Source organism: Sphingobacterium puteale (assembly GCF_003627955.1).
GTDB lineage: Bacteria > Bacteroidota > Bacteroidia > Sphingobacteriales > Sphingobacteriaceae > Sphingobacterium > Sphingobacterium puteale.
This window is the reverse complement of the sequence record NZ_RBWS01000011.1, coordinates 23835-44115: the sequence shown is the minus strand read 5'-3', so window position 1 is coordinate 44115 and position 20281 is coordinate 23835. Positions and strand designations below refer to the sequence as shown.

Sequence of the window (20281 nt, the reverse complement as noted above, 5' to 3'; positions counted from 1 at the left end):
TTTCGTTCTTCTATTTAATTTTATATATTTCTATCAATTTTAATTGAATGCTGCACAGGCAGTCTGATTAAGGCAGTCAAGAAAGCGCTCAACAAATAAAGGACCGCCAGCATCCAAACTACACCCTCACTTCCCAGCGTACCGATGCACAGCCCAACCAGAACCGGACCTACAAATACAGGCAGGCCAGCCCCGAGATTGAGAATCGCCATTGCCGACCCCTTCTCCTCTTTTACCAAAGAAGGTACTAGTGCCGACAGTGGGACGTACCCGGCGAGCAAAGCACCCCATAGTACGCCTGCTGCCAATACAGCCCAATAATTACCACCAAACCAGGCCGGTGAATAATAAAACAGCAGTGTTGCAACCGCACAGCCTACCCCTCCAAACCACATAATGGTGTTACGCCAGCCAAGCCGATCTCCAACAAATCCAAATAGGAGGTTAAAGACGATATTGCTGGTAAAAATGGTACCCCAAATCTGCAACCAAGCCTTGGTTTCAAAACCATATTGGGCCATATACATGGGCAGAAAGACCGGAAAAGCAAACTGTGCCGTGGTATTGATCACCCTTACGATTCCGCCCAACAAGACCTTAGGCTCGCGCCTAACAATGGTCAGTCCTTTCAGCATATCTTTTAATTTCGATTGCCCGGCATGACGGACCGCAAATCGGTCACGGTTTAAAACCAAGGCGAAAAAAGCGCCGATCAAGACCCATAACAACGAGGACCACAGCGTATTCTGGTAGCCCATGTAATCTAAGGCCCAGCTTGAATAGTAAGCACCGAGTACGTTCAATCCCCCCGTAAAAACAAACCAAAACCAGCCTACAGCACGCCCTAACATCGATTGAGGTGTACGATAGGTAATCCAGACCATAAAGGAATAAGCAAACAGCGGATAACCGAAACCACGAATGGCATAAAATAACAGCATGAAAGTAAAATCAAGCTTTTGCATCCCAAGTCCGACAAAACCGATTGTACCGATCATATAAAGCAGTAAGCCCATCACCATGGATCTGCGCGGGCCGTAATTTTCGGCAAGTACACCCGAAAACCAAGAAGATATGGCAATTGTCACTCCATAAACCGTAAATAAACTAGCTGACTGCTGTATATTCATTCCATGCGCTATTAGATAGGGACTCAACCAGCCCTGTTCAACACCATCGCCCATCATAAAAAGGAGGATACCCAGATAACCCCATTTTAAATTTGAAGGAATTCCCCATTTCCCAAGTATGTGTATCATAATTTAGTTTTTTTGAATATTGGTTACTTTACAGCACTAAATTAACAAAATAAAACAAAATAAAACATAAAATAACATTAAATAAAAAATTATTAAACAAAAAAAAGCAATATTAAATATATTGCTCTTTTAAAATTGCTGTGCCTATTTATAATTCAAGTTCAGCAAACAAAAAATAATGATCACTCGGGTAAATCCCCTTAACATTGTCTTTGATAATGACTGATGCTTTAGGAACAACCGGACCTTTGGTAAATATAAAGTCGATTTTTTTTGCCCGGTCCTTCTTCTCATACTGTTCACCTTTAAATCCATGGGTCGTGCCACCAAAATCTTTCGCACCATGCAGTTCAATAAAAGTATCTTTCCAGCCTGCTGACAGCACATTCTGGTGCACCTGGCTGTCGGGGCCAACATTAAAATCGCCGGTCATGACCTGCACTAATCCATCGGCATATTGCGCAGACTCATCCAGTACCACCGCTATCTGCTTCAGTTTTGCTTCGGCATTGACATGATCCAGATGAAGATTCACTAGGCGAAACTCCTTTTTACTATAGCGGTCGTACAACCGTACCCAACAGGCATTACGGGCGCGTGCTGAGCCCCAAGAAACACTTCCACCTATCAACGGTGTCTCGGATAGCCAATATGTACCAGCTGCCAACAGCTCAAACCGCTTTTTGGAAAATAAAACTGGATTTTTTGCAATACCATGATATCCCGTTTTGATGGCGTCCATTTCCGGGCCATCGAATCCCAGCGCAACATATTCCGGCATCGCATCTTTAATAGCTATAAATTGATTATACAGGACTTCCTGAAAACCGATGATATCTGGCCGCTGTCGCTTGATCACTTCCAGACATGCCGCCCGTCGTTGCTGCCAGCCCAATCCCTTTGCCGCGTCCTCTTCGAGATCTACCCGTATATTACAGGTCAAGACACGAAGATTATCTTTTTTGACAAACCCACTGGCAACAGTATCGTCCAAGGGTAGCAGCGACACAAGCGCAGCCGCCCCCAACTTTTGCAAAAAACCTCTTCGACCTAGCAGATCCTTGTTAGTATCCCTTATCATATCAGACGACCGTTTCATTTTCTCCAAGATATGCCCCTTCGGCAATCAGTTCCCTACGAAGCTCATCAACATTGATTTCAGCGGGAGAAACACCTTTACGAACCGCGATTTTAGCAGCACGTCCGGCAGCCTCCCCCATGGCCATACAAGGAGCCATTACACGAATCGCAGACATCGCCTCATGCGTCGTAGAAATAGATCGCCCTGCCACTAATAGGTTTTTAATATGTGTAGGCAACAACGAACGATATGGAATATCATAACTGTCCCCACACCAGGTCAAGGTACAGCCTCCCCCTTCAGGATGATGGATATCGAGCGGGTAGCTCGCTACTGCAATAGCATCGTCAAAACGGGTACATGCTAAAATATCATCGGCCGTAAGCACATATTGGCCTACAATACGCCTAGTCTCCCGAATTCCCAGAAAGGGAGCCATTTTAGTAAATTTAGCCTGCTCGAATCCTGGAACGAATTCCACTAAATAGCGCTGAATCTCTTCGACCTGTTTGCGCCCTTCTATTTCTCCAAATGTCAGACTGGCCGGATTGGTGCCGTCCACCCCATTCACGCGAGACATATTGACCCACACCTCTCCTTCTCGGAGCCCTGTGATTAATATCGTACGCTCAACAGGCAAATGGTACCCCGCCAATCTCGCTTTCTCCATCACGCTGCGTAATCCAACGACGATAAACTGGTTATTCTGCCCAAAATATTCAGCGGGAATAAAATCCGTCAGATACGTCCGGGGTTCTTCGGCAATGGACATACGCAGTTTTTCGGTATCAACACCCCCCATGCAAAACATCAGTGTCGGTGGCTGCGCCCCACCAGTTTCATTCCCCTGCTCACAGGCAACCCCTGCCCTAAAGGCCACATCGGCGTCACCTGTACAATCGATGATTGTCTTTGCGAGAATTACTTCCCGGCCGGATTTGCTTTCAATGAACACTCCTTTGAGCACATCGCCCTCCATCACCACGCCTGCCGAAAAAACATACAGCAGGACTTCTACTCCTGCCTCTTCCAGAACTTTTAAACCAATATTTTTAACCGCTTCGGGCTCTACCAACGTAAGACTCATGTGCAATGGACAAGGACGGTGTTCCGATGCCGCATCCACAGCTTTCAACCTATCGATAAAACGCTGAGGAAGACCTTTGATGATCTGATTCCCCTTTTGCCCAAGAAAGCCCAAAATTGGTAGACCGATCGTCATATTGCCACCAACAAAACTTCTGTTGTCAATCAAAGCCACTTTCAGACCATCCGAAGCCGCAGCCTGCGCCGCAATAATACCTGCAGGCCCTCCACCGACAACCAATACATCGACCTCCATTCTTACCGGAACCTCTCTTGCAGGTTCACTAATCTTTTTCATACTGTTCATTTCTATAAAAATTTATTTCACAAACTACATAAATACGTTAAACACAAACAAAGACGAACGTCAAGGAATTTTATACGACTAACGATTCGGCCCGCTGCTGCTCCGCGGCCACGGGAAGCTCTTTTTTTACCATTGTCCATAGGATCAATACCGCTAAAGGATGCATAAATGCCATGATTATAAATACGGTGCCCGCACCTACCGAACCCAGCATCTGTCCGACGAAATAATTAAACAGGACCGCCCCCAGGGCACCAAAACCGCCAGCAATACCCAAAACAGAGGCAACATTAGCCACAGGAAATGCCTCAGCAATCACCACACTGACCGTAAACAACCAACTCAGACACGCTATAGCCACTAATCCAAAAATGAGCAACGTAAGATAAGGATTAGCAATATAAGTGGTGAGGCAACAGAGCGGAGCCAGCAGCGCCACTGCGGTTAACATAATCTTGCGTGCCAGAAGTGGGTCTTTCCCTCTCCTTACCAGTCTATCAGACCAAGCCGATGTCCCGATAGCACCTAAATCTGCCAACAGAAATGGTATCCAGCCAAACATTCCAATCTGAGCCAAGGTCAAGCCCGATTCTTCCTGAAGATAACCTGGCAACCAAAACAAACAAAAATACCAAACTGGATCACTTACGAATCGGATCAACAGAATCCCCCACAACGACTTTCTGCCCCACAGTTGCCTCCAGGTAAAGGCCGAGGACGATTGTTTAGGTTCAACCGTATTTTCCTCAGCGATGGCAGCGGGTGGTTCAATGTAAATCACAAACCACAGCAAGGCGATCACCAGGCCAATTACGCCCGCTACAATAAAGACCGTATGAAAATTGTAGGAAATTGCCAGCCAGGCAACCATCGGCGGGGCAACGATAGCCCCTATTGAACTGCCGGCTATGCAAAGGCTATTGGCAGTAGCCCGCATCTTGCCCGAAAACCAGACCGTAATTACCTTTAATTGCGCGGGGAAATTAGCAGGTTCGGAAGCGCCCAGCAATCCACGAAAAAAAAGAAAAGAACCGAAGGTGCGCGAAAATCCACCACCAAAACAAGCCAGAGACCAACCCAGAATACCGATTAACATCACCCGTCGTTCGCCAAACCGATCCACAAGCCAACCGGAGACCGGATACATGAGCGCATAGAACAAAGTAAAAACATTAATAACCAATGCATAGCCATCGTCCCCAAGACCATACTCCGCTTTTAGCATAGGTTTTAAGATAGACACAATCTGGCGATCATAATAATTGAAGACAATTGCCAAAAATATAACGAGAATAATTAACCAACGCCTATACAGCGGAGCAATCGGAAGGACAAACTTGGACATAAATAGATTGTGGTTTTTTTCTTTTATTTTGATTAATCAAATTTATAACAAAAAAAGCAAAATAAAACATTTTTAAATAAAAAAAAAGATAATTTAACATTTAGAAGCTTGAAGTTTAATTTTCAACACAGTATATTTGCCAATAAACTTGTAGCATTATGAAAAGTATAACAGAGCGACACGAATTCATACTCAAGAAACTTAAAGAAAAAGGAAAAATTTCCATCGATTGGTTAAGCAGAGCAATGGAAGTCTCCAGCGTAACGATTCGTAAGGATCTTAAACTTTTAGAAGATAAAAACCTTTTATTTCGCACAAAAGGTGGCGCTTCTGCCTACAATCCCTATGCGGGAGATCGCCATATCATGGAAAAAGAATCCATCAATAGCGATGATAAAGAACGAATCGCCAAAGCTGCGATTAAACTGATCAAAAACAACGACTCGATCATGATCGGCTCCGGCACCACTGCCTATGCCCTGGCAAAAAATCTAGAAGCTACACAGCATCTGACAGTGATCACTCCTGCGCTTAAAGTCGGACTCGAACTTAGCAACAAGAAAAACATCGAAGTCTTACAGCTGGGCGGGCTGATCAGGCCAAATTCATCCTCGGTAGCCGGTCACTATGCATCAAGATTGCTCGACGAAGTAAGCTGCAGTCTTCTTTTTCTTGGCGTGGATGGTATAGATATCGAATTCGGCATTTCAATCAGTAATCTTTCCGAAGCAACCCTTAACCAAAAAATGCTTGAAACATCTCAAACTGTCATTGTACTGGCAGACAGCAGCAAATTTGGAAAGAGAGGGCTCGGAAAGGTATGCAACATTGAAGACATCCATTATATCATCACCGACAATAAAGTCTCCGAAAGTGATGTCAAAAATATAGAGGAACTCGGCGTAAAAGTAATCATTGCTTGACCAGGAAGAAGGCCTTTAGGTTTAAACAGCTAGAGACCTTCTTTTTGAACAGCGCTTTTAGTATCCAGGATTTTGTTTCAGATTCGGGACCATCACAATTTCGCTTTCGGGTATCGGCCAAAGTTCATCCTTATTTATTTTAAAAATAACATTCTGAACACCAAAAACCTTATTCGCCAACGCTGTATTGTAAACCGGCGAAGCGTTATCGTCGATTTTGGTCAGGACTGCGGAAGTCCACTTATTTGCATCGCGGTTAAGATAAAGATTACCATTCAAGATCTGATTGGCAATTCCCCAGCGGCGCAGATCATACCACCTGAAGCCGTCGCTAGCGAGTTCGACCTTACGCTCATAACGGAGTGCTTTCCTTAATTCGGCCTGACTAAGACCGGCTTTAAGTACCGGCATATGCGCCCGAAGACGTATCTGATTGATGGCATCGTACACCGAATTATCAATCTTATTCGCTTCTATTTTAGCTTCTGCATAGATCAAAAGCAATTCTGCATACCTAAAAAGCCCGATATTCAGATCACTTTGCCCATTGACGGAAGTCGTTGCAAAATCTTTGATATCCACATGTTTCCGCCACAAATAACCGCTATATGACCGGGCAGCATTAGACTGGTCTGCATTAGCCACAACGGCCGGCTTATCGCTGGTCCCGTTTAAAACAGGCCAATAATTTGACACATTTTTAAACGAGCTGTTCATTTCAAATTGATAGCCAAGAAATCGAGATCCGGGCCGCACACAATACATATCCAATCTCGGATCCCTATTCGCAAAAGGATTGGAAGCATCATATTCAGTAGATTCGGTAATCGAAAGACCGTCAGAAGCCTGAAAAGAGTCGATGAAATCTTGCGTTGGACCCCAATAAGCCACCCCTCTACCAAGGCGTGAAGCCGCATAATATTGCTGATTATGCACATTGCCGGGAACATTGATATTATATTCCATGACCCAGATCCACTCTTTACTGCTCTTGAACCCCTCATGTCCAAAAATATTGCTCACATCAGGCTCGCCCGCAACATGGTTCTTGCCAGCATAATTTATGCTTTCATTGAAAGGAGTCAGCTCATGCAATCCGTTTGAAAGCTTAATCGCCTGATCAGCTGACGCTGCGGCAAGATCAAATTTACCCGCATAAAGTGCAACCCGGGCCTTTAACATATAGGCGGCAACACCGCTCGCTCTTACTTTTCCGTAAGCGGACTGGTTAACAGGTAAAGCATCCGCAATAGCGGTCAGCTCTTCAATGATCCATTGCCTAATTTCAGCAGCATCCGTTTTGGCGATATTCGCCTCTCCTAAAGGTACATTTTTAGTCAATAAAGGTACTCCCCCATACAATTCAATCAATTGCGAATACACGTAGGCACGAATAAAACGGAGCTCTGCATCCAATTGCTTCAACTTTTCGGGCGGAATCTTTCCTTGTAATCCTGGCAATTTATCCAACACCAAATGAACCCGAGCAAGTGTTTTATAATGTGCTGTCCAAGGTTTCGTAGCCAAGGCATTATCAGTCGTATAGGAGCTGGTTATGCCAGGCGTATAATTATTGCCCGGACGTGCATAACCGATATCCGTAATATTGTCCAGCACATGCAAAAACGGTGTGCTGCTCGCATCCAGGAGGGTCAGCGCCTTGTAAGCCCCCAACAACCCATTCTCAGCTTCCGTTTCATTGCTTGGAAACGTACCCGTGGCCGGACCGTTCAGCGGTTCTTTATCCAAATTACAGCCACTAACAGTTGCAGCCAGCAGCGCTATACCAAAATATATTTTTATGCGATTCTTCATGTTTTCGTTAAAATTTAAAATCAACACCAAACGTGTACACTTTTACCTGCGGATAGAAATTACCATCTCCCAATGAAACCCCTTCACTAGCTCCTGCATTGTAATTGATTTCAGGATCATATCCTTTATAGAAATTGGTTTTCGTAAAGAGATTTTGTCCATTAACATACACAAACAGCCCATTCAATTTCAATTTTGCTAATAGATGCTGTGGAATTTCATACCCCAATTGTATATTTTTAAGCCGGAGATAAGCTGCACTCCGCATCCAGAAAGTGGAGTTTTGCGTATTGTTGGTCGAAGAATGCGACAAGCGCGGCAATGCAGCATCCGGATTGTCTACCGTCCAGTAATCGGTCTGCCATTCCTTGACAGCACTTGCCATTGCCAGCGGGACAACATAATGCGAGCTCAGGTAGCCATCCGCTTTGGCCACTCCCTGCACAAATGCATTCAGCCGAAGCCCTTTGTAACTCAGATCCAGATTTACACCATAGGTATAACGTGGAATCGTATTACCAATGATCAGTTTATCACTTTCATTGATTTTGCCATCCGGTATCGGGTTACCAGCCCCATCGAATCCTCCCGCGATATCCTTATAACGAATGTCACCCGGCTGCAGCGTTCCGAACTGGGCAGGACCGTTTTTGATTTCATCCGCATCTTGGTAATAACCATCAGCCACATAGCCATAAATAGAATTAATCGAATATCCAGTCTGCTGACGTAAAAATGTCCCCATCGTTGTATTGCTCATATCCAGGATTTTGTTCTTGACATCAGCTATATTCCCACCTAAACCGAGCTTAAAATCCCCAAATTTCTTATCATAACGAACAGCAAGTTCCCAACCTTTATTCTGCACCTTGCCTGCATTCTGAAACGGTCCGGGAAGTCCATGTACGGCAGGTATATCAAGTTTGAGCAAAATCCCATTGGTCGTCTTGCTATACCAGTCGAAAGTCAGGCTAAAATTCTTAAACAATACCGCATCGAGCCCTGCCCCACTCATCGTCGTAGATTCCCACACCAATCTTTCATTAGCCATTTCATTCTGCGATACCAATGGATACAATTGTCCGCCCATGGATATACTTCCCAAGGCCAGCTGCGAGGCGAAAGGGTAATAAGAATCACCGATATTCTGATTTCCGAGCTTACCCCATGAGCCTCTTAATTTAAGCTGATTGACCGCTCCTTTTAAACTTTCCATAAAGGGCTCCTCGCTGAGGCGCCAGCCCGCAGAGAAAGATGGAAATGTGGACCATCTGTTATTTTTAACAAATCTGGAACTTCCGTCGTGCCTGATGTTCGCTTCAAATAAATAGCGATCTTTGAAGCTGTAATTCAATCGGCCAAACTGAGATATCAGCAGCCACTCATCAATTGTACTGCCATTATTCTTTGTTGCATTGTCAGCCCCGGCATTTAAAACCTCATAAGTGTCATACATAAAGTCCCGGCGGTAACCCATCAAAAACTTTTCATTAAAAGACTCCCGGGAGGTCCCCACCATCATTTTAAAACTATGGTCTCCATAAGATCTGTCGGCCGTTGCCGTCACAAAATAGCTCCCAAAATATTGCCTGTAAGAACGCTCTGTAAGATCTGTTGTCGTATTGGCCGAGCCAGCTGAAGCCCCATTTACATCATATACTTCTACCATTTTGGTAAACTGATGCGTATTTCTCGTTAAATACCTCGGCGCGATTGTCCCCAGGAGGCTAAGCCATTCCGTAGGTTTATAATTCAGGGATAGATTCCCAATAAATTCCAGGTTGTTCGTATTATTATTCCCACCCTCTTCGATCTGCGCTACAGGATTATTTTTTACCCAACCCTCAGCCCATAGTCCATTGGGATGGCGAATAGGCAAATCCGTCGGCATGCGGCCCAAGTAATTCCATATCGTTCCTTCACCGGCAATCTGCTTTCTATTTTTATTGGTCACCGAGAGATCCATCCGTACCGAAAATTTATCACTTGGCGTAATGTCCATATTATTACGGAAAACATAACGTTTAAACCCCGTGTTCTTGATGAGTCCGTCCTGCGTGGAATAACCAAACGAAGGTGCTACACGAATAATACCGCTATTTGCAGAAAGACTCAAGAAATGGTTTTGTGTAAAACCAGAGCCCTTTAGAATTGCCTTTTGCCAATCAAAATTATCCGGGTCAGCGGCATATAATTTGCGATATTCCTCCATGGCCTCATCCGTATAAGTAGGCTGATTTCCATCATTGCGGTTCGCCTCGTTAAACATACGCATATACGTGAGTCCGTCGGCTACCTTAGGGATAGCGGTTGGATCCTGCATACCGATATAACCCTTATAATCTATAGCCAACTTGTCCTTCCCTCTTTTCGTCGTAATCAAAATCACGCCATTGGCAGCCCGCGAACCATAGATAGCAGAAGAAGCAGCATCTTTGAGCACAGAGATACTTTCGATCAGATTGTAGTCAATATTATCTATCGATCCGGCCACACCGTCTATAATCACCAATGGAGAGGAATCAGAACCACCAAAAGAATTAATTCCCCGGATCCGGATCTGTCCGCCATCGCCACCCGGAGCGCCAGTCTGCGAGGTCACCGTCACACCCGGAGCCAGTCCCTGCAATGCCGATGAAGTAGAAAGATTAGGCCGACGTTCCAGCTGGCCACTTTCGATAATGGATACAGCCCCCGTTAAATTAACTTTCTTTTGTGTGCCATACCCAACCACAACAACCTCTTCAATGTTGGTCGCACTTCCCTCCAGTACAATAGCTAAACTAGCCTGCCCCTGATAAACAACCTCCCGCTGTGCATACCCGAGCATGGTGACAATTATTGTATCCCCATTTTTTACGTTTAAACTAAATTCACCATTGTCCAACACAGCCGAAGGACCGGCAGCACTCCCTTTAACCTTAACGGTCGCCCCTATTAGCGGATGTCCCTGCGTATCAACGACACGACCCTTCATGGCGGCCTGCTGTGCCAAAGCCATGCTTATAGGCATGGCACATAGTAACGCAGCCAAACGAAATGTTTTATTCATTTTGATTATATAAGAATTATAGATTTACTATTCATACCACTGAGATTATCCCGATCCAATTGGTTATTATGAAACTTAGGTATTATGTTATTCAACAATATTAAACATTAAAATTTATTATAAAAAATAAAATACAAACAAATTTAATATATTTAAACATATTTAAACATAAAAATAAACATATTTAAAGATAATTTAATATCAAATTAACATGAATTGCCAATGGAAAATCGCAGCTATTATTCGATAAGGAAGCATAGGACAACAATGTTAGCTCATAAACCGAACTACCATACACCTTTCATCTTGTAGAGAGAAAAAAAGATTTTTAAACAAAAAAATACAAGCTAAATTCAGCTAGGTGTAAATCATATAAAAGTTCTAGATTTAATTTTTTTCACAATGAGAACCATCATCAAAAACAGTCTGCTATTCTTTTACCTGGGGTATTTTATAACAGCAGCAAAAAGTCAGTCAACAGGCAATCATTTTCAGCAGCCGACGCTGAGCGACCAAAAATCATGGTCCATGGTACTGCTTCCGGATATACAGAACTATACAAAGTTCAAGCGGAATCAACCTATTTTAGATATCATGATGAACTGGATTGTTGAGCATCAGGAAAGAATGAATATAAAAATCGTGCTCTGTACCGGTGATCTAGTGGAACATGATGATATCATTAATCCTAACCGGATAAAAATGGACCAGACCGGAAAACAGCAATGGGAAGCTGCGGCAAAAGCTTTCGCTAAATTAGACGGAAAACTACCCTATATCACAGCGACAGGAAACCACGATTATAATATATTCAGCTATACGCACAAGCCAAAAACCACCCATTTTCCACGTTATTTCCCTTCAGACAAAAACAGCAAAAACCTGGAGCTGCTGCGGGATGTCACCGAAAACATATACGGTGATCCGAGTTTAGAAAATGCAAGCTACGAATGGCGCTCGCCACATGGACAAAATTTTCTTTTTCTATCGTTAGAATTTGCTCCAAGAGACACGGTATTGGGATGGGCCAGATCAATAATTAACCGACCAGCATACAGCAATCATCAAGTCGTCCTTTTAACACATTCTTATTTAAATTATAAAAACGAGCATATTGAAAAAGAAAAATATGATCTTGATGATGCCAACTATGGCAAATCCGTCTGGAAAAAACTAGTCCAACCTTCCAAAAACATAGCGCTGGTATTTTCGGGCCATATCGGCGCTGCCAATGATATAAAAAAGCACATCGGTTTTCGCATTGACAAAAATTCCGCTGACAAAAAGGTAAACCAAATGACCTTTAATGCCCAGGCACTGGGCGGCGGACATCAGGGCAGCGGAGGCGATGGCTGGTTACGGATCCTTGAATTTCTTCCGGATGGCAAAACCGTAAAAGTAAAAACGTTCTCGCCGTTATTTGCACTTTCAACCTCCACACAGGACATGGCCTGGCGCAAAGAATCTTTTGACGAATTCGATATTCAATTGGAATAAATAAAAACTAGAAATAAATACTCAGTATCGCCACTCTATGTGCGCGAAGCCTAAGAAACATAGATCTTTAATAACGTCTCCCTACCTAGGGACACGTTATTTAGTTTCGGCTAGTCGGATACCTTCGCATTGAATTTATCCTCATATACCTTGACGGTATCCGGAAATGCTAAAGCTTCTCATACTCTTTAAAACGTTCAAAGCTTATTCTTCCAATTATTGGATTTTTTCTGACATGCCTTCAATGAAGCTACGGCTTTGTTGTTGTTCAAAGTGCATTAAGTTAAATATTAAATCAAATTTAATTTTATTTAGTTCGAAAACAAAAAGCGACAATAAAAGGTTTATTACAAAAATGTCAATTTTCTTTATTGACAAATAGCGGTTCTTTTTCATAATTATTTATTGCTTATTAACAAAAATAGAGTATACTTTAAAGCCAAAGCCTAGCTCTTAATTTGTGTTTAATGAGCCTACGTATATGACGGTGCATATCACAACGAAAACACACCCGGACCGACAATTGGCCGTGAAGGCAACTATTTATTGAGCGGAACAGATGGCGGTTATCGCGAACTACACCTTACCGGAGCCGCAGGTGACGTTGGCTATGGAATTAATATTGGCCAAGCTGAGGCAAATACAGCATATCAAATACGCTGTGTGAAACAATAAATTATATGAATTACAGAAGGTAAATATTTTTAAACATAAAACTTATAAAAAATGAAAAGATGCTTTATTGTTTTGCTATTTCTGTTTTGCTTTGTATATCGCAAAACCGATGCATGCACAAGGGTTGTATATAAAGGCCCCAATCAAACCGTGCTCACCGCAAGGAGTATGGACTGGCGGGATGAAATACCCGTTAATTTATGGGTATTTCCAAAGGGGATGCAACGGAATGGCGAAGTTGGCCCCAGTTCTGTCAAATGGACTTCGAAATATGGAAGTGTCATTGCTAGCGCCTGGGACATGGCTACAACAGATGGTCTGAATGAGGCCGGTCTTGTTGCCAATGTGCTGTGGCTCGCCGAATCCCAATATCCCAAATTCGATCCAAAAGGACAGAAGCCCGGGCTGAGTATTGCGGCATGGGCACAGTATGTGCTGGACAATTATGGTTCGGTCGCGGAAGCTGTAGCGGCACTTAGAAGAGAATCATTCGCCTTAGTAAGCGACTATATCCCAGGCACTGAACGATTTACAACACTTCATCTGTCACTATCTGATAAATCTGGTGATAATGCCATATTTGAATACATCAATGGCCGGCTCGTGATACACCATGATCCGAAATATGTCGTTATGACGAACTCGCCAGTTTTTGATGAGCAGCTGGCACTCAATAATTATTGGCGGGGAATTCCCGGTACCATCATGCTCCCTGGGACAAACCGTGCTGCAGACCGATTTGTGCGGGCATCCTTTTATATCGATGCGATTCCTCAGACCGATGATGTGAGGACATCGATTGCCAGTGTCTTTAGCGTGATTCGAAATTGTTCTGTTCCCTATGGCATTTCTTCCAAGGAGGAGCCTAATATCTCGTCTACAAGATGGCGTTCTGTAGCGGATCACAAAGATTTGGTATACTATTTTGAAACAGTGACCACTCCAGGAACTTTCTGGATAAATCTAAAAGATCTGGATCTGAGCGAGAAAGGTAAAGTTCTTAAACTTGATGTGGAGCAAAACAAAACCTATACTGGATTGAGCAATGCGCACCTTAAGAAAGTAGAACCTTTTAAGTTCATCGGACTATAATCCAATAAAATCATCCTAGGTTATTTCATCTAAAAACAGTTGGGTTAAATAGCCATTGGATTGATCAGCAAAATAAGGAATTATTGCATTATATATATTTATTAACTTATTTCAAAAACTATGTCAGAAGAAAAGTTATTACAAACATTAATACGAACTCAAGACGAAATTTGTGTGACTATTTCCGTGAACACACACCGCACACATCCTGATAATCTGAATGACAGAATAAAGATTAAGAACTTTACCAAAGAAGCAATCGACCGCCTTTTGGAAAAGTACGATAAAAGAACGGTGTCAGAACTGGTAGTTAAACTGGAAGAATTAGAACAGTCGATCGATGTTAATTATAATCTGGAGAGCCTACATCTCTTCGTTTCCGACAATGTATCAGAAATTTTCAGTTCTTCATGGGAAACCAATCAGGAAGGAGTACACATCAGCACCAATTTTGCTGTTCGGCCGGTCATTAAAGAGATTGGTCGTCAGACGCAATATCTGATCATGCTCTTATCTCAAAACAGTGTCAAGCTGTATAAGGCATTAAATGGACTCATTGAGAACGAAGTCCAAAATGATGCATTTCCAATTGGTGAGAATACATTTTACAATACATTTCCGGATAAAGCAAGTGATGCGAAACATCTCGATGATCTGTTGCGAGAATATCTGAACAGAGTGGATAAATCCTTGGTCAGCTACCGCATCAACTGCAGGCCCGCGCCTGGGAATTTATGAAAGAAGCGTTGGAGCGTAAAAACGAAGAATACTTTGCGGAGCTTCAGGCAGCTATTGGGCAGGGCCTGGTATTGACAGATCTTCAGGAAATATATCGAGCCTGCCAGGAAGGAAAAGCTGATTTTTTAATTGTACAGGAAAGCTTCCATCAGTCTGCTAAAATAATATCAGATATTGAGATTGAGCTTGTGGACAGCAATTTGGGCAAAAACACCGTCGACGACATCAGCAGCTTATTAGCACTTTTGATCAATGAAAAAGGAGGAAAAACATGCTATGTTTCTGAAATACCAAATCCCGAGTTACGTCCCATTGCACTGAAAATAAGGTATTAATAGGTTACCAAAATGTGTACCCATTGCAATAATTAAGATTTCAGTAATGTCATGTGGTTACGCATTATTAACTGCAACGAGCATAGGCAGAAGCCAGAAAGCATTTGCTTATGCTCGTTTATCCTTGTTGTGTTGCAACCTCAAAATTATTCCTCTTGTTCCGCAAATTCTCCAATTCTGTAAGAGCATATCCAATATAAGCTCATCGAAATTCCAGCCAATCTATACAACAGGAAGTGCACCTCCATCAATCCTATAATTTGCTCCCGTGATGTATTTTGCCTGGGGTGAAACCAAAAAGCTGACAAGAGCTGCTACCTCCTCAGGTTCTGCCATTCTGCCCATTGGAAGATCGCCAATTTCATTTTTGATAGCATGAAATGTTTCCTCAGCAGAGCTGCCGTTTTTTGCTGCAATATCAGCGATAAAAGCTTCCATCAGCGGTGTTTTGACCAATCCCGGAGACACGGCATTCACACTGATCCCTTGCGGCCCCAATTCGCTTGCCAAAGCTTTGGTATAGGCATTCAACGCTGCCTTTGAAGCCGAATAGGACATGGTCATTTTCCACAGAGGCTGTAGTGCAGCGCCGGTAGAGATGTTGATGATTACACCCTCCTTCCGGGCCACCATACTCGGAATCAACGCCTTATTGACCCTAACGGCAGACATCAGATTCAGTTGTATCTCGTTATTCCAGTCCTCATCCGTTAGTGTACTGTATCCCCCGCCGGGGCTGGTATTGGCACCGGCATTATTGACCACAATATCCACTTTACCGAATTTTTCCAGAAGTTCGTCCGCAATGATCTGGCCAGCATCGGGTCTACTCAGGTCACCTGCTATAAAGTAATGTTCAGTTTCCACAGCTGGTTTAGTCCGCGCTGTTATAATAACCTTTGCCCCCTCGAGTGCGAGCTTATCGGCGATTGCCTTTCCGATACCTTTTGTTCCGCCCGTAACGAGCGCAATTTTTCCTTCTAATGAATTTGCCATAATGTTAAATTGAAATATGATGTTGTAAATCTAAATCCAATACTTTACATTTGAAAGTAGTTACACAAATGTAAAGTAATACCAAAAAGTACAGTCTTGCAGCAAATCAAAACGTTATGAGCGAAAAAAAATCTGAAAAAATTTCAGCTAAATGTGTCATTCAGGAAATTTTGGATATAATCGGAGGAAAATGGTCCATGTCAATTATTTTTGCTCTTCTACATGGCACCAAAAGATTCAACGAGCTTCAGAAATTAGTCACCAACATCAATACGCGCATGTTGGTGAAAGAATTAAAGAATATGGAGGAAAATGGGATTGTTATCCGGGAAGTATTTGCTACTGTACCTCCAACGGTACAGTATACACTCACAGAAAAAGGAAGAAAGCTGGAACCTAGCCTTACAGAACTCTTTAAATGGGGTGAAGAGTTTGTAAATTAAAATGATCCGTCAAAAAAATTTGATACCGTTATAGATTGTATTCTTTATTGATAACACTCAGAATGCCTATATTTTAAATATGCCCTACTTGATGAGAACGGGCTACCGGAAAGTTCTTTGGAGAAGATGGTAAATTACCTTGGTAATGAGCAAAAATACGGCACATTAGTATAATTTAAAATATGAGGCAAATCAATCTGTTTAAAGGAAAATAATATAGCTATAGTCCAAGGTTTTGTCTTGAAAAATCTGCCAATAAATTTTAAGCTATACTTGCAAAAGAGATTAATTATTATATTCGCCCCTGTTACATCTCCCGAACAGGGCTATAAGAAATATTAATTTACTGCAACCTACTAATGTGATGAAAAAGCAATTCTTGTTTTTTATTTTATGCTTGTTTACATTTACGGCCCTAGCTAGCGATGAAAATAAGAAAGAAGTTGATGCACTTGTAAACGAAGCAAAAGACTTCCAGGCCTCGGTCAACCTAATACAACAGCTTGACTGTGCAATGAAGGCTCTGGATTTGGCCACTAAATATGAATATGATGAAGGAAAAGCAAGGGCGCAATTCTGGATTGCTGATGCCCTTCTTTACATTGGATTATTCAAAGAATCATTTAAGGCCATTGAAAGCCTACAAGCGACTAAATTCTACCAAAATGATGCGCAGATGCAAGGCGAAATTCATGGCATGAAAGGGAAATGTTATATGTACCTCGGGCTAACCCATCAGGCAATTCAGGAGTTTCAGCTACAGTTAGCCGCGGCAAAGAAACTTGAAGATGAAAAACAAAAAAAACTTTCCGTTTATGCATATGGGAATCTAAGCACTATTTTCAACAGGACGGATAAACTGGACTCCCTGATGAAATATAACCAGCTGCAGCTGGAAACCTTAAAGGGGCTCAATGAAAAGGAAAATGCACTTCTTTTCATTGGTGTTTATGACGACATGGGAAGCTTTTATACTAAAAAGCTAGATTTTCCCAAAGCTGCGTACTATCTTAAAGAATCGCTAAAACTGGTGGAGAAATATAAAGTTCCAGTCTATTATAATACCATGACTTATTTAGGGAATCTGGAGCAAGAGAAAGAGAATTACAAAGAAGGGTTGGTTTTCTTTGAGAAAAGTCTTGCAAATAAAAAAGCAGTGGGAAACAGAGAGGCTATAAGAAACAGTTACAGATTTTTAGCTGATTACTATGCGTATTACAAACTAGGGGATGCGAAAGCGCAGGAGTATGAGTTCGCCTTCAGCCGGCTCAATGATTCCTTGGAAAAAGAAAATAGACAGGTCATGGATATGGTATTAGCCCGTATTCTGAATTCGAAAGACAAGGAGGCAGCAAAAAAAGTTTCGCAATCATCAAGGATCTCAATGATTGTCCTTGTGCTGTTTATATTATCAAGCGTCTTCTTCACATGGCGTGTAAGGCAAAATCGAAAAATTATTGTACAGAAAGAAGAGGCACTTCAGGAAACCGAGGTAATAAATAGAGAGCTCGTTGAGCAGATCGGTGACAACAAATTCAACAACCTGATCGACCTGGCCAAAAGTAACAACCCGGAATTCCTGACCTTGTTTACAGAGCTGTATCCACAGTTTATACAGGAACTAAAAACTTATGACCCCAATCTGCGAAGCACAGAATTAGAATTTTGTGCCATGGCTTTCCTGAACTTTTCAACGAAAAATATATCCGAATATACATACGTTACTGTTAGAGCTGTACAGGTAAGAAAAAATCGTTTACGTAAAAAATTTGATATCCCTTCCGATGCGGATTTCAATACTTGGATGCGTGAGCTAGGTGAAAAAAGTGTACGCTAAAGGCTAAATTCCACGTTATAAAAAATCCTTAATTCATCATTTTATTTAGCGCATCGGAATATGTTGCGGAAAGCTTTCCTTTGTTTTCCTCAAAATTTTTCTTCGCCTCAGCCAAAACAGGTAACTGCTCCCAGATCCCGTTCATCTTAAGGTTGAGCTTGTTTTTCGATTTCAGTTCCTCCATTACTGGTATTGCTTTGTCGAAATTGCTAGCTATCAGGTAACAATACAAGAGATCTGTCTGTAAAGCAATCTTGATATCCTCATTGGCAACTCCTGTCAGTTCCTTTTCAAGGTATTCGGCGATCTGAGCGACTGCCGCAAAACTGGACTTATCAACTTTGTTTTTATCGTAGGCAGATTTATTGATATCGTCAGCAAGTAAGATCAGCTTATCGATCTGCTCATTATATTCAAGCTGCTTGGGATCATTCTTATCCTTAAACCTTGTAAAGAAAAGACTTCCTGTACTTTGGAATCGCATTTGTTTTTTGGTCATGTTCCGGTTCCAGAAGCCTGCAATCTGGTTATGGCCAATTAAATTATCGAAAATACTAAGCGTCATGCTTGTATAATTCTGTTTCAGGAACGCCAGCGACTGTAGCATCGCATCCTTTTTATTTGGAAAAGTAGTCGCTATTTGAGCCATTAACTGATCTCTTTCAACAATCAGATCCGCGAGTCCTCTATCAACATATTGAGCCACAATTGTATCCTCTTCAATAACTTTGTTATCAAAGGAATTGCTATAGGTTACTTTTAACGGAACATTTAGCACGAAAGAATTTTTAAAAATGTTCTCCCAGGCGTTCCCGCTTTTCGTCGTAATGCCCTCTAGTGTCATCGGTAAAAACTCCACCTGGCACAAAAGGATACCCGCACCTGTTTTCTGCGTCATCTGGAGATTACCAACTACCAAACGGTTATTTTTTGCATCTGTCCGTATTTTCTCCGTACGCATTGCCGTAATATCCACCGATGTCAGCTCTTTACCTTCCATCACAAAATTGATTTTTGTGTTGTCAGGATTGATCTGGAGCTTGTACTCCAAAAACTCATAGGAAAATGGTTCTTCGGGATAACTGACGAAGGAACTGGTCTTCGTTTTATTTTCGACCTTAATCTTTTGCGCATGGACAGCTATACATCCAAAAAGTGAAAAAAGTGAAAATAGCATTGTAGTGATACTTTTCATAAAAAATGCAATCAATAAAATGTGATAAGTAAAAACAATAAAACACAATTCTAATGTTATTTAACAATAATATTTACAATTCGTGACAACAATTTTAAATCCGACAAAAAAACGTCCCCCGGACTGGGAGACGTTCTCACCTTACTTCTGCTATTTTTTCTGGTTCCAGTATCGCCCAAGCAACCTACTGGTCGCGAAACTTACGAGTGTACCCAGCGCAGCCGTCAGCACCGTCTGTAACACATCGCCCAGCGATATACTGGCCCAGATGGAACAGATCGTGCCTCCGAGGGCAGAGAAGCGGATATCATTTATTTTCATCCACTTCGCTCCTTTCTGCCACTAGCTCGTCATCATCGACCAGAGATCCGGTAGATTCGCCGCTTGATATATGGCCGGAGCCCTCATCAAAAGACTTTTCAGGCGGCGGCTTATCCTCCTCCAGGACCGTTTCCAGTATTCCCAGGCCCAGTGCAATGTATTTCAGTATATTCGAGGCCTTTCCCGGCAGTTTGAGCGGCGCTGCGAGGACCACCTGTAGCACTGCTCCTATTTTGTTTAAGATTTTTTTCATACCAATTCATTTTTAATAGATTGGATGAACG

At 42.4% G+C, this 20281-nt stretch carries 14 protein-coding genes and 1 pseudogene; 6 read left to right on the top strand and 9 right to left on the bottom strand.

Annotation, left to right across the window (positions count from 1 at the left end; all coding sequences use genetic code 11):
* Nucleotides 1-20: 20 nt before the first annotated feature.
* The 4 genes from D7322_RS15230 to D7322_RS15215 all read right to left on the bottom strand — a co-directional run bounded on the left by D7322_RS15230 (nucleotide 21) and on the right by D7322_RS15215 (nucleotide 5078).
* A complete protein-coding gene (locus D7322_RS15230) occupies nucleotides 21-1259 on the bottom strand; it encodes an MFS transporter (RefSeq protein ID WP_220700086.1) in 1239 nt (412 codons plus the stop codon).
* Between the two features lie 148 nt (nucleotides 1260-1407).
* Entirely contained in the window at nucleotides 1408-2340 is a 933-nt protein-coding gene (locus D7322_RS15225; RefSeq protein ID WP_121125153.1) for an endonuclease/exonuclease/phosphatase family protein, read from the bottom strand.
* 1 nt (nucleotide 2341) lies between these two features.
* Nucleotides 2342-3724 (bottom strand): FAD-dependent oxidoreductase, encoded by a 1383-nt coding sequence (locus D7322_RS15220; protein ID WP_121125152.1) that lies wholly within the window; start codon nucleotides 3722-3724, stop codon nucleotides 2342-2344.
* Between the two features lie 79 nt (nucleotides 3725-3803).
* Nucleotides 3804-5078, bottom strand: a complete 1275-nt coding sequence (locus D7322_RS15215) for an MFS transporter (protein WP_121125151.1) — start codon at nucleotides 5076-5078, stop codon at nucleotides 3804-3806.
* Nucleotides 5079-5236: 158 nt separating this feature from the next.
* On the opposite strand from D7322_RS15215, the gene D7322_RS15210 reads away from it, so the two are divergent.
* Complete coding sequence (locus tag D7322_RS15210; RefSeq protein WP_121125150.1) at nucleotides 5237-6001, top strand: DeoR/GlpR family DNA-binding transcription regulator; 765 nt, start codon at nucleotides 5237-5239, stop codon at nucleotides 5999-6001.
* Between the two features lie 57 nt (nucleotides 6002-6058).
* On the opposite strand, the gene D7322_RS15205 is transcribed toward D7322_RS15210, so the two are convergent.
* Entirely contained in the window at nucleotides 6059-7816 is a 1758-nt protein-coding gene (locus tag D7322_RS15205) for a RagB/SusD family nutrient uptake outer membrane protein (RefSeq protein ID WP_121125149.1), read from the bottom strand.
* Between the two features lie 7 nt (nucleotides 7817-7823).
* Complete coding sequence (locus D7322_RS15200; protein ID WP_121125148.1) at nucleotides 7824-10868, bottom strand: SusC/RagA family TonB-linked outer membrane protein; 3045 nt, start codon at nucleotides 10866-10868, stop codon at nucleotides 7824-7826.
* A gap of 402 nt (nucleotides 10869-11270) precedes the next feature.
* On the opposite strand from D7322_RS15200, the gene D7322_RS15195 reads away from it, so the two are divergent.
* From D7322_RS15195 to D7322_RS29185, 3 genes and pseudogenes are all read left to right on the top strand, one after another.
* Complete coding sequence (locus D7322_RS15195; RefSeq protein ID WP_121125147.1) at nucleotides 11271-12365, top strand: metallophosphoesterase; 1095 nt, start codon at nucleotides 11271-11273, stop codon at nucleotides 12363-12365.
* Nucleotides 12366-13091: 726 nt separating this feature from the next.
* The gene (locus tag D7322_RS15185) at nucleotides 13092-14132 is read left to right on the top strand and encodes a linear amide C-N hydrolase (protein WP_121125145.1); all 1041 of its coding nucleotides are present in this window, start codon (nucleotides 13092-13094) and stop codon (nucleotides 14130-14132) included.
* A gap of 120 nt (nucleotides 14133-14252) precedes the next feature.
* Nucleotides 14253-15205 (top strand): annotated as a pseudogene (locus D7322_RS29185) (baeRF3 domain-containing protein).
* Nucleotides 15206-15427: 222 nt separating this feature from the next.
* On the opposite strand, the gene D7322_RS15170 reads toward D7322_RS29185, so the two are convergent.
* Nucleotides 15428-16201, bottom strand: a complete 774-nt coding sequence (locus D7322_RS15170) for an SDR family oxidoreductase (RefSeq protein WP_121125142.1) — start codon at nucleotides 16199-16201, stop codon at nucleotides 15428-15430.
* A 116-nt stretch (nucleotides 16202-16317) separates the two neighbouring features.
* Between D7322_RS15170 and D7322_RS15165 the strand changes: the two genes are divergently transcribed.
* Nucleotides 16318-16644: a winged helix-turn-helix transcriptional regulator gene (locus D7322_RS15165; protein ID WP_121125141.1), complete on the top strand. Its 327-nt coding sequence runs from the start codon at nucleotides 16318-16320 to the stop codon at nucleotides 16642-16644.
* A gap of 364 nt (nucleotides 16645-17008) precedes the next feature.
* Nucleotides 17009-18481 (top strand): hypothetical protein, encoded by a 1473-nt coding sequence (locus D7322_RS15160; RefSeq protein ID WP_121125140.1) that lies wholly within the window; start codon nucleotides 17009-17011, stop codon nucleotides 18479-18481.
* A 28-nt stretch (nucleotides 18482-18509) separates the two neighbouring features.
* Here D7322_RS15160 and D7322_RS15155 read toward each other — a convergent pair whose 3' ends face one another.
* Together D7322_RS15155 and D7322_RS15150 are read right to left on the bottom strand one after the other, a co-directional pair.
* Complete coding sequence (locus tag D7322_RS15155; RefSeq protein WP_121125139.1) at nucleotides 18510-19676, bottom strand: hypothetical protein; 1167 nt, start codon at nucleotides 19674-19676, stop codon at nucleotides 18510-18512.
* Between the two features lie 307 nt (nucleotides 19677-19983).
* Nucleotides 19984-20250: a hypothetical protein gene (locus D7322_RS15150; RefSeq protein WP_121125138.1), complete on the bottom strand. Its 267-nt coding sequence runs from the start codon at nucleotides 20248-20250 to the stop codon at nucleotides 19984-19986.
* Nucleotides 20251-20281: the final 31 nt, after the last annotated feature.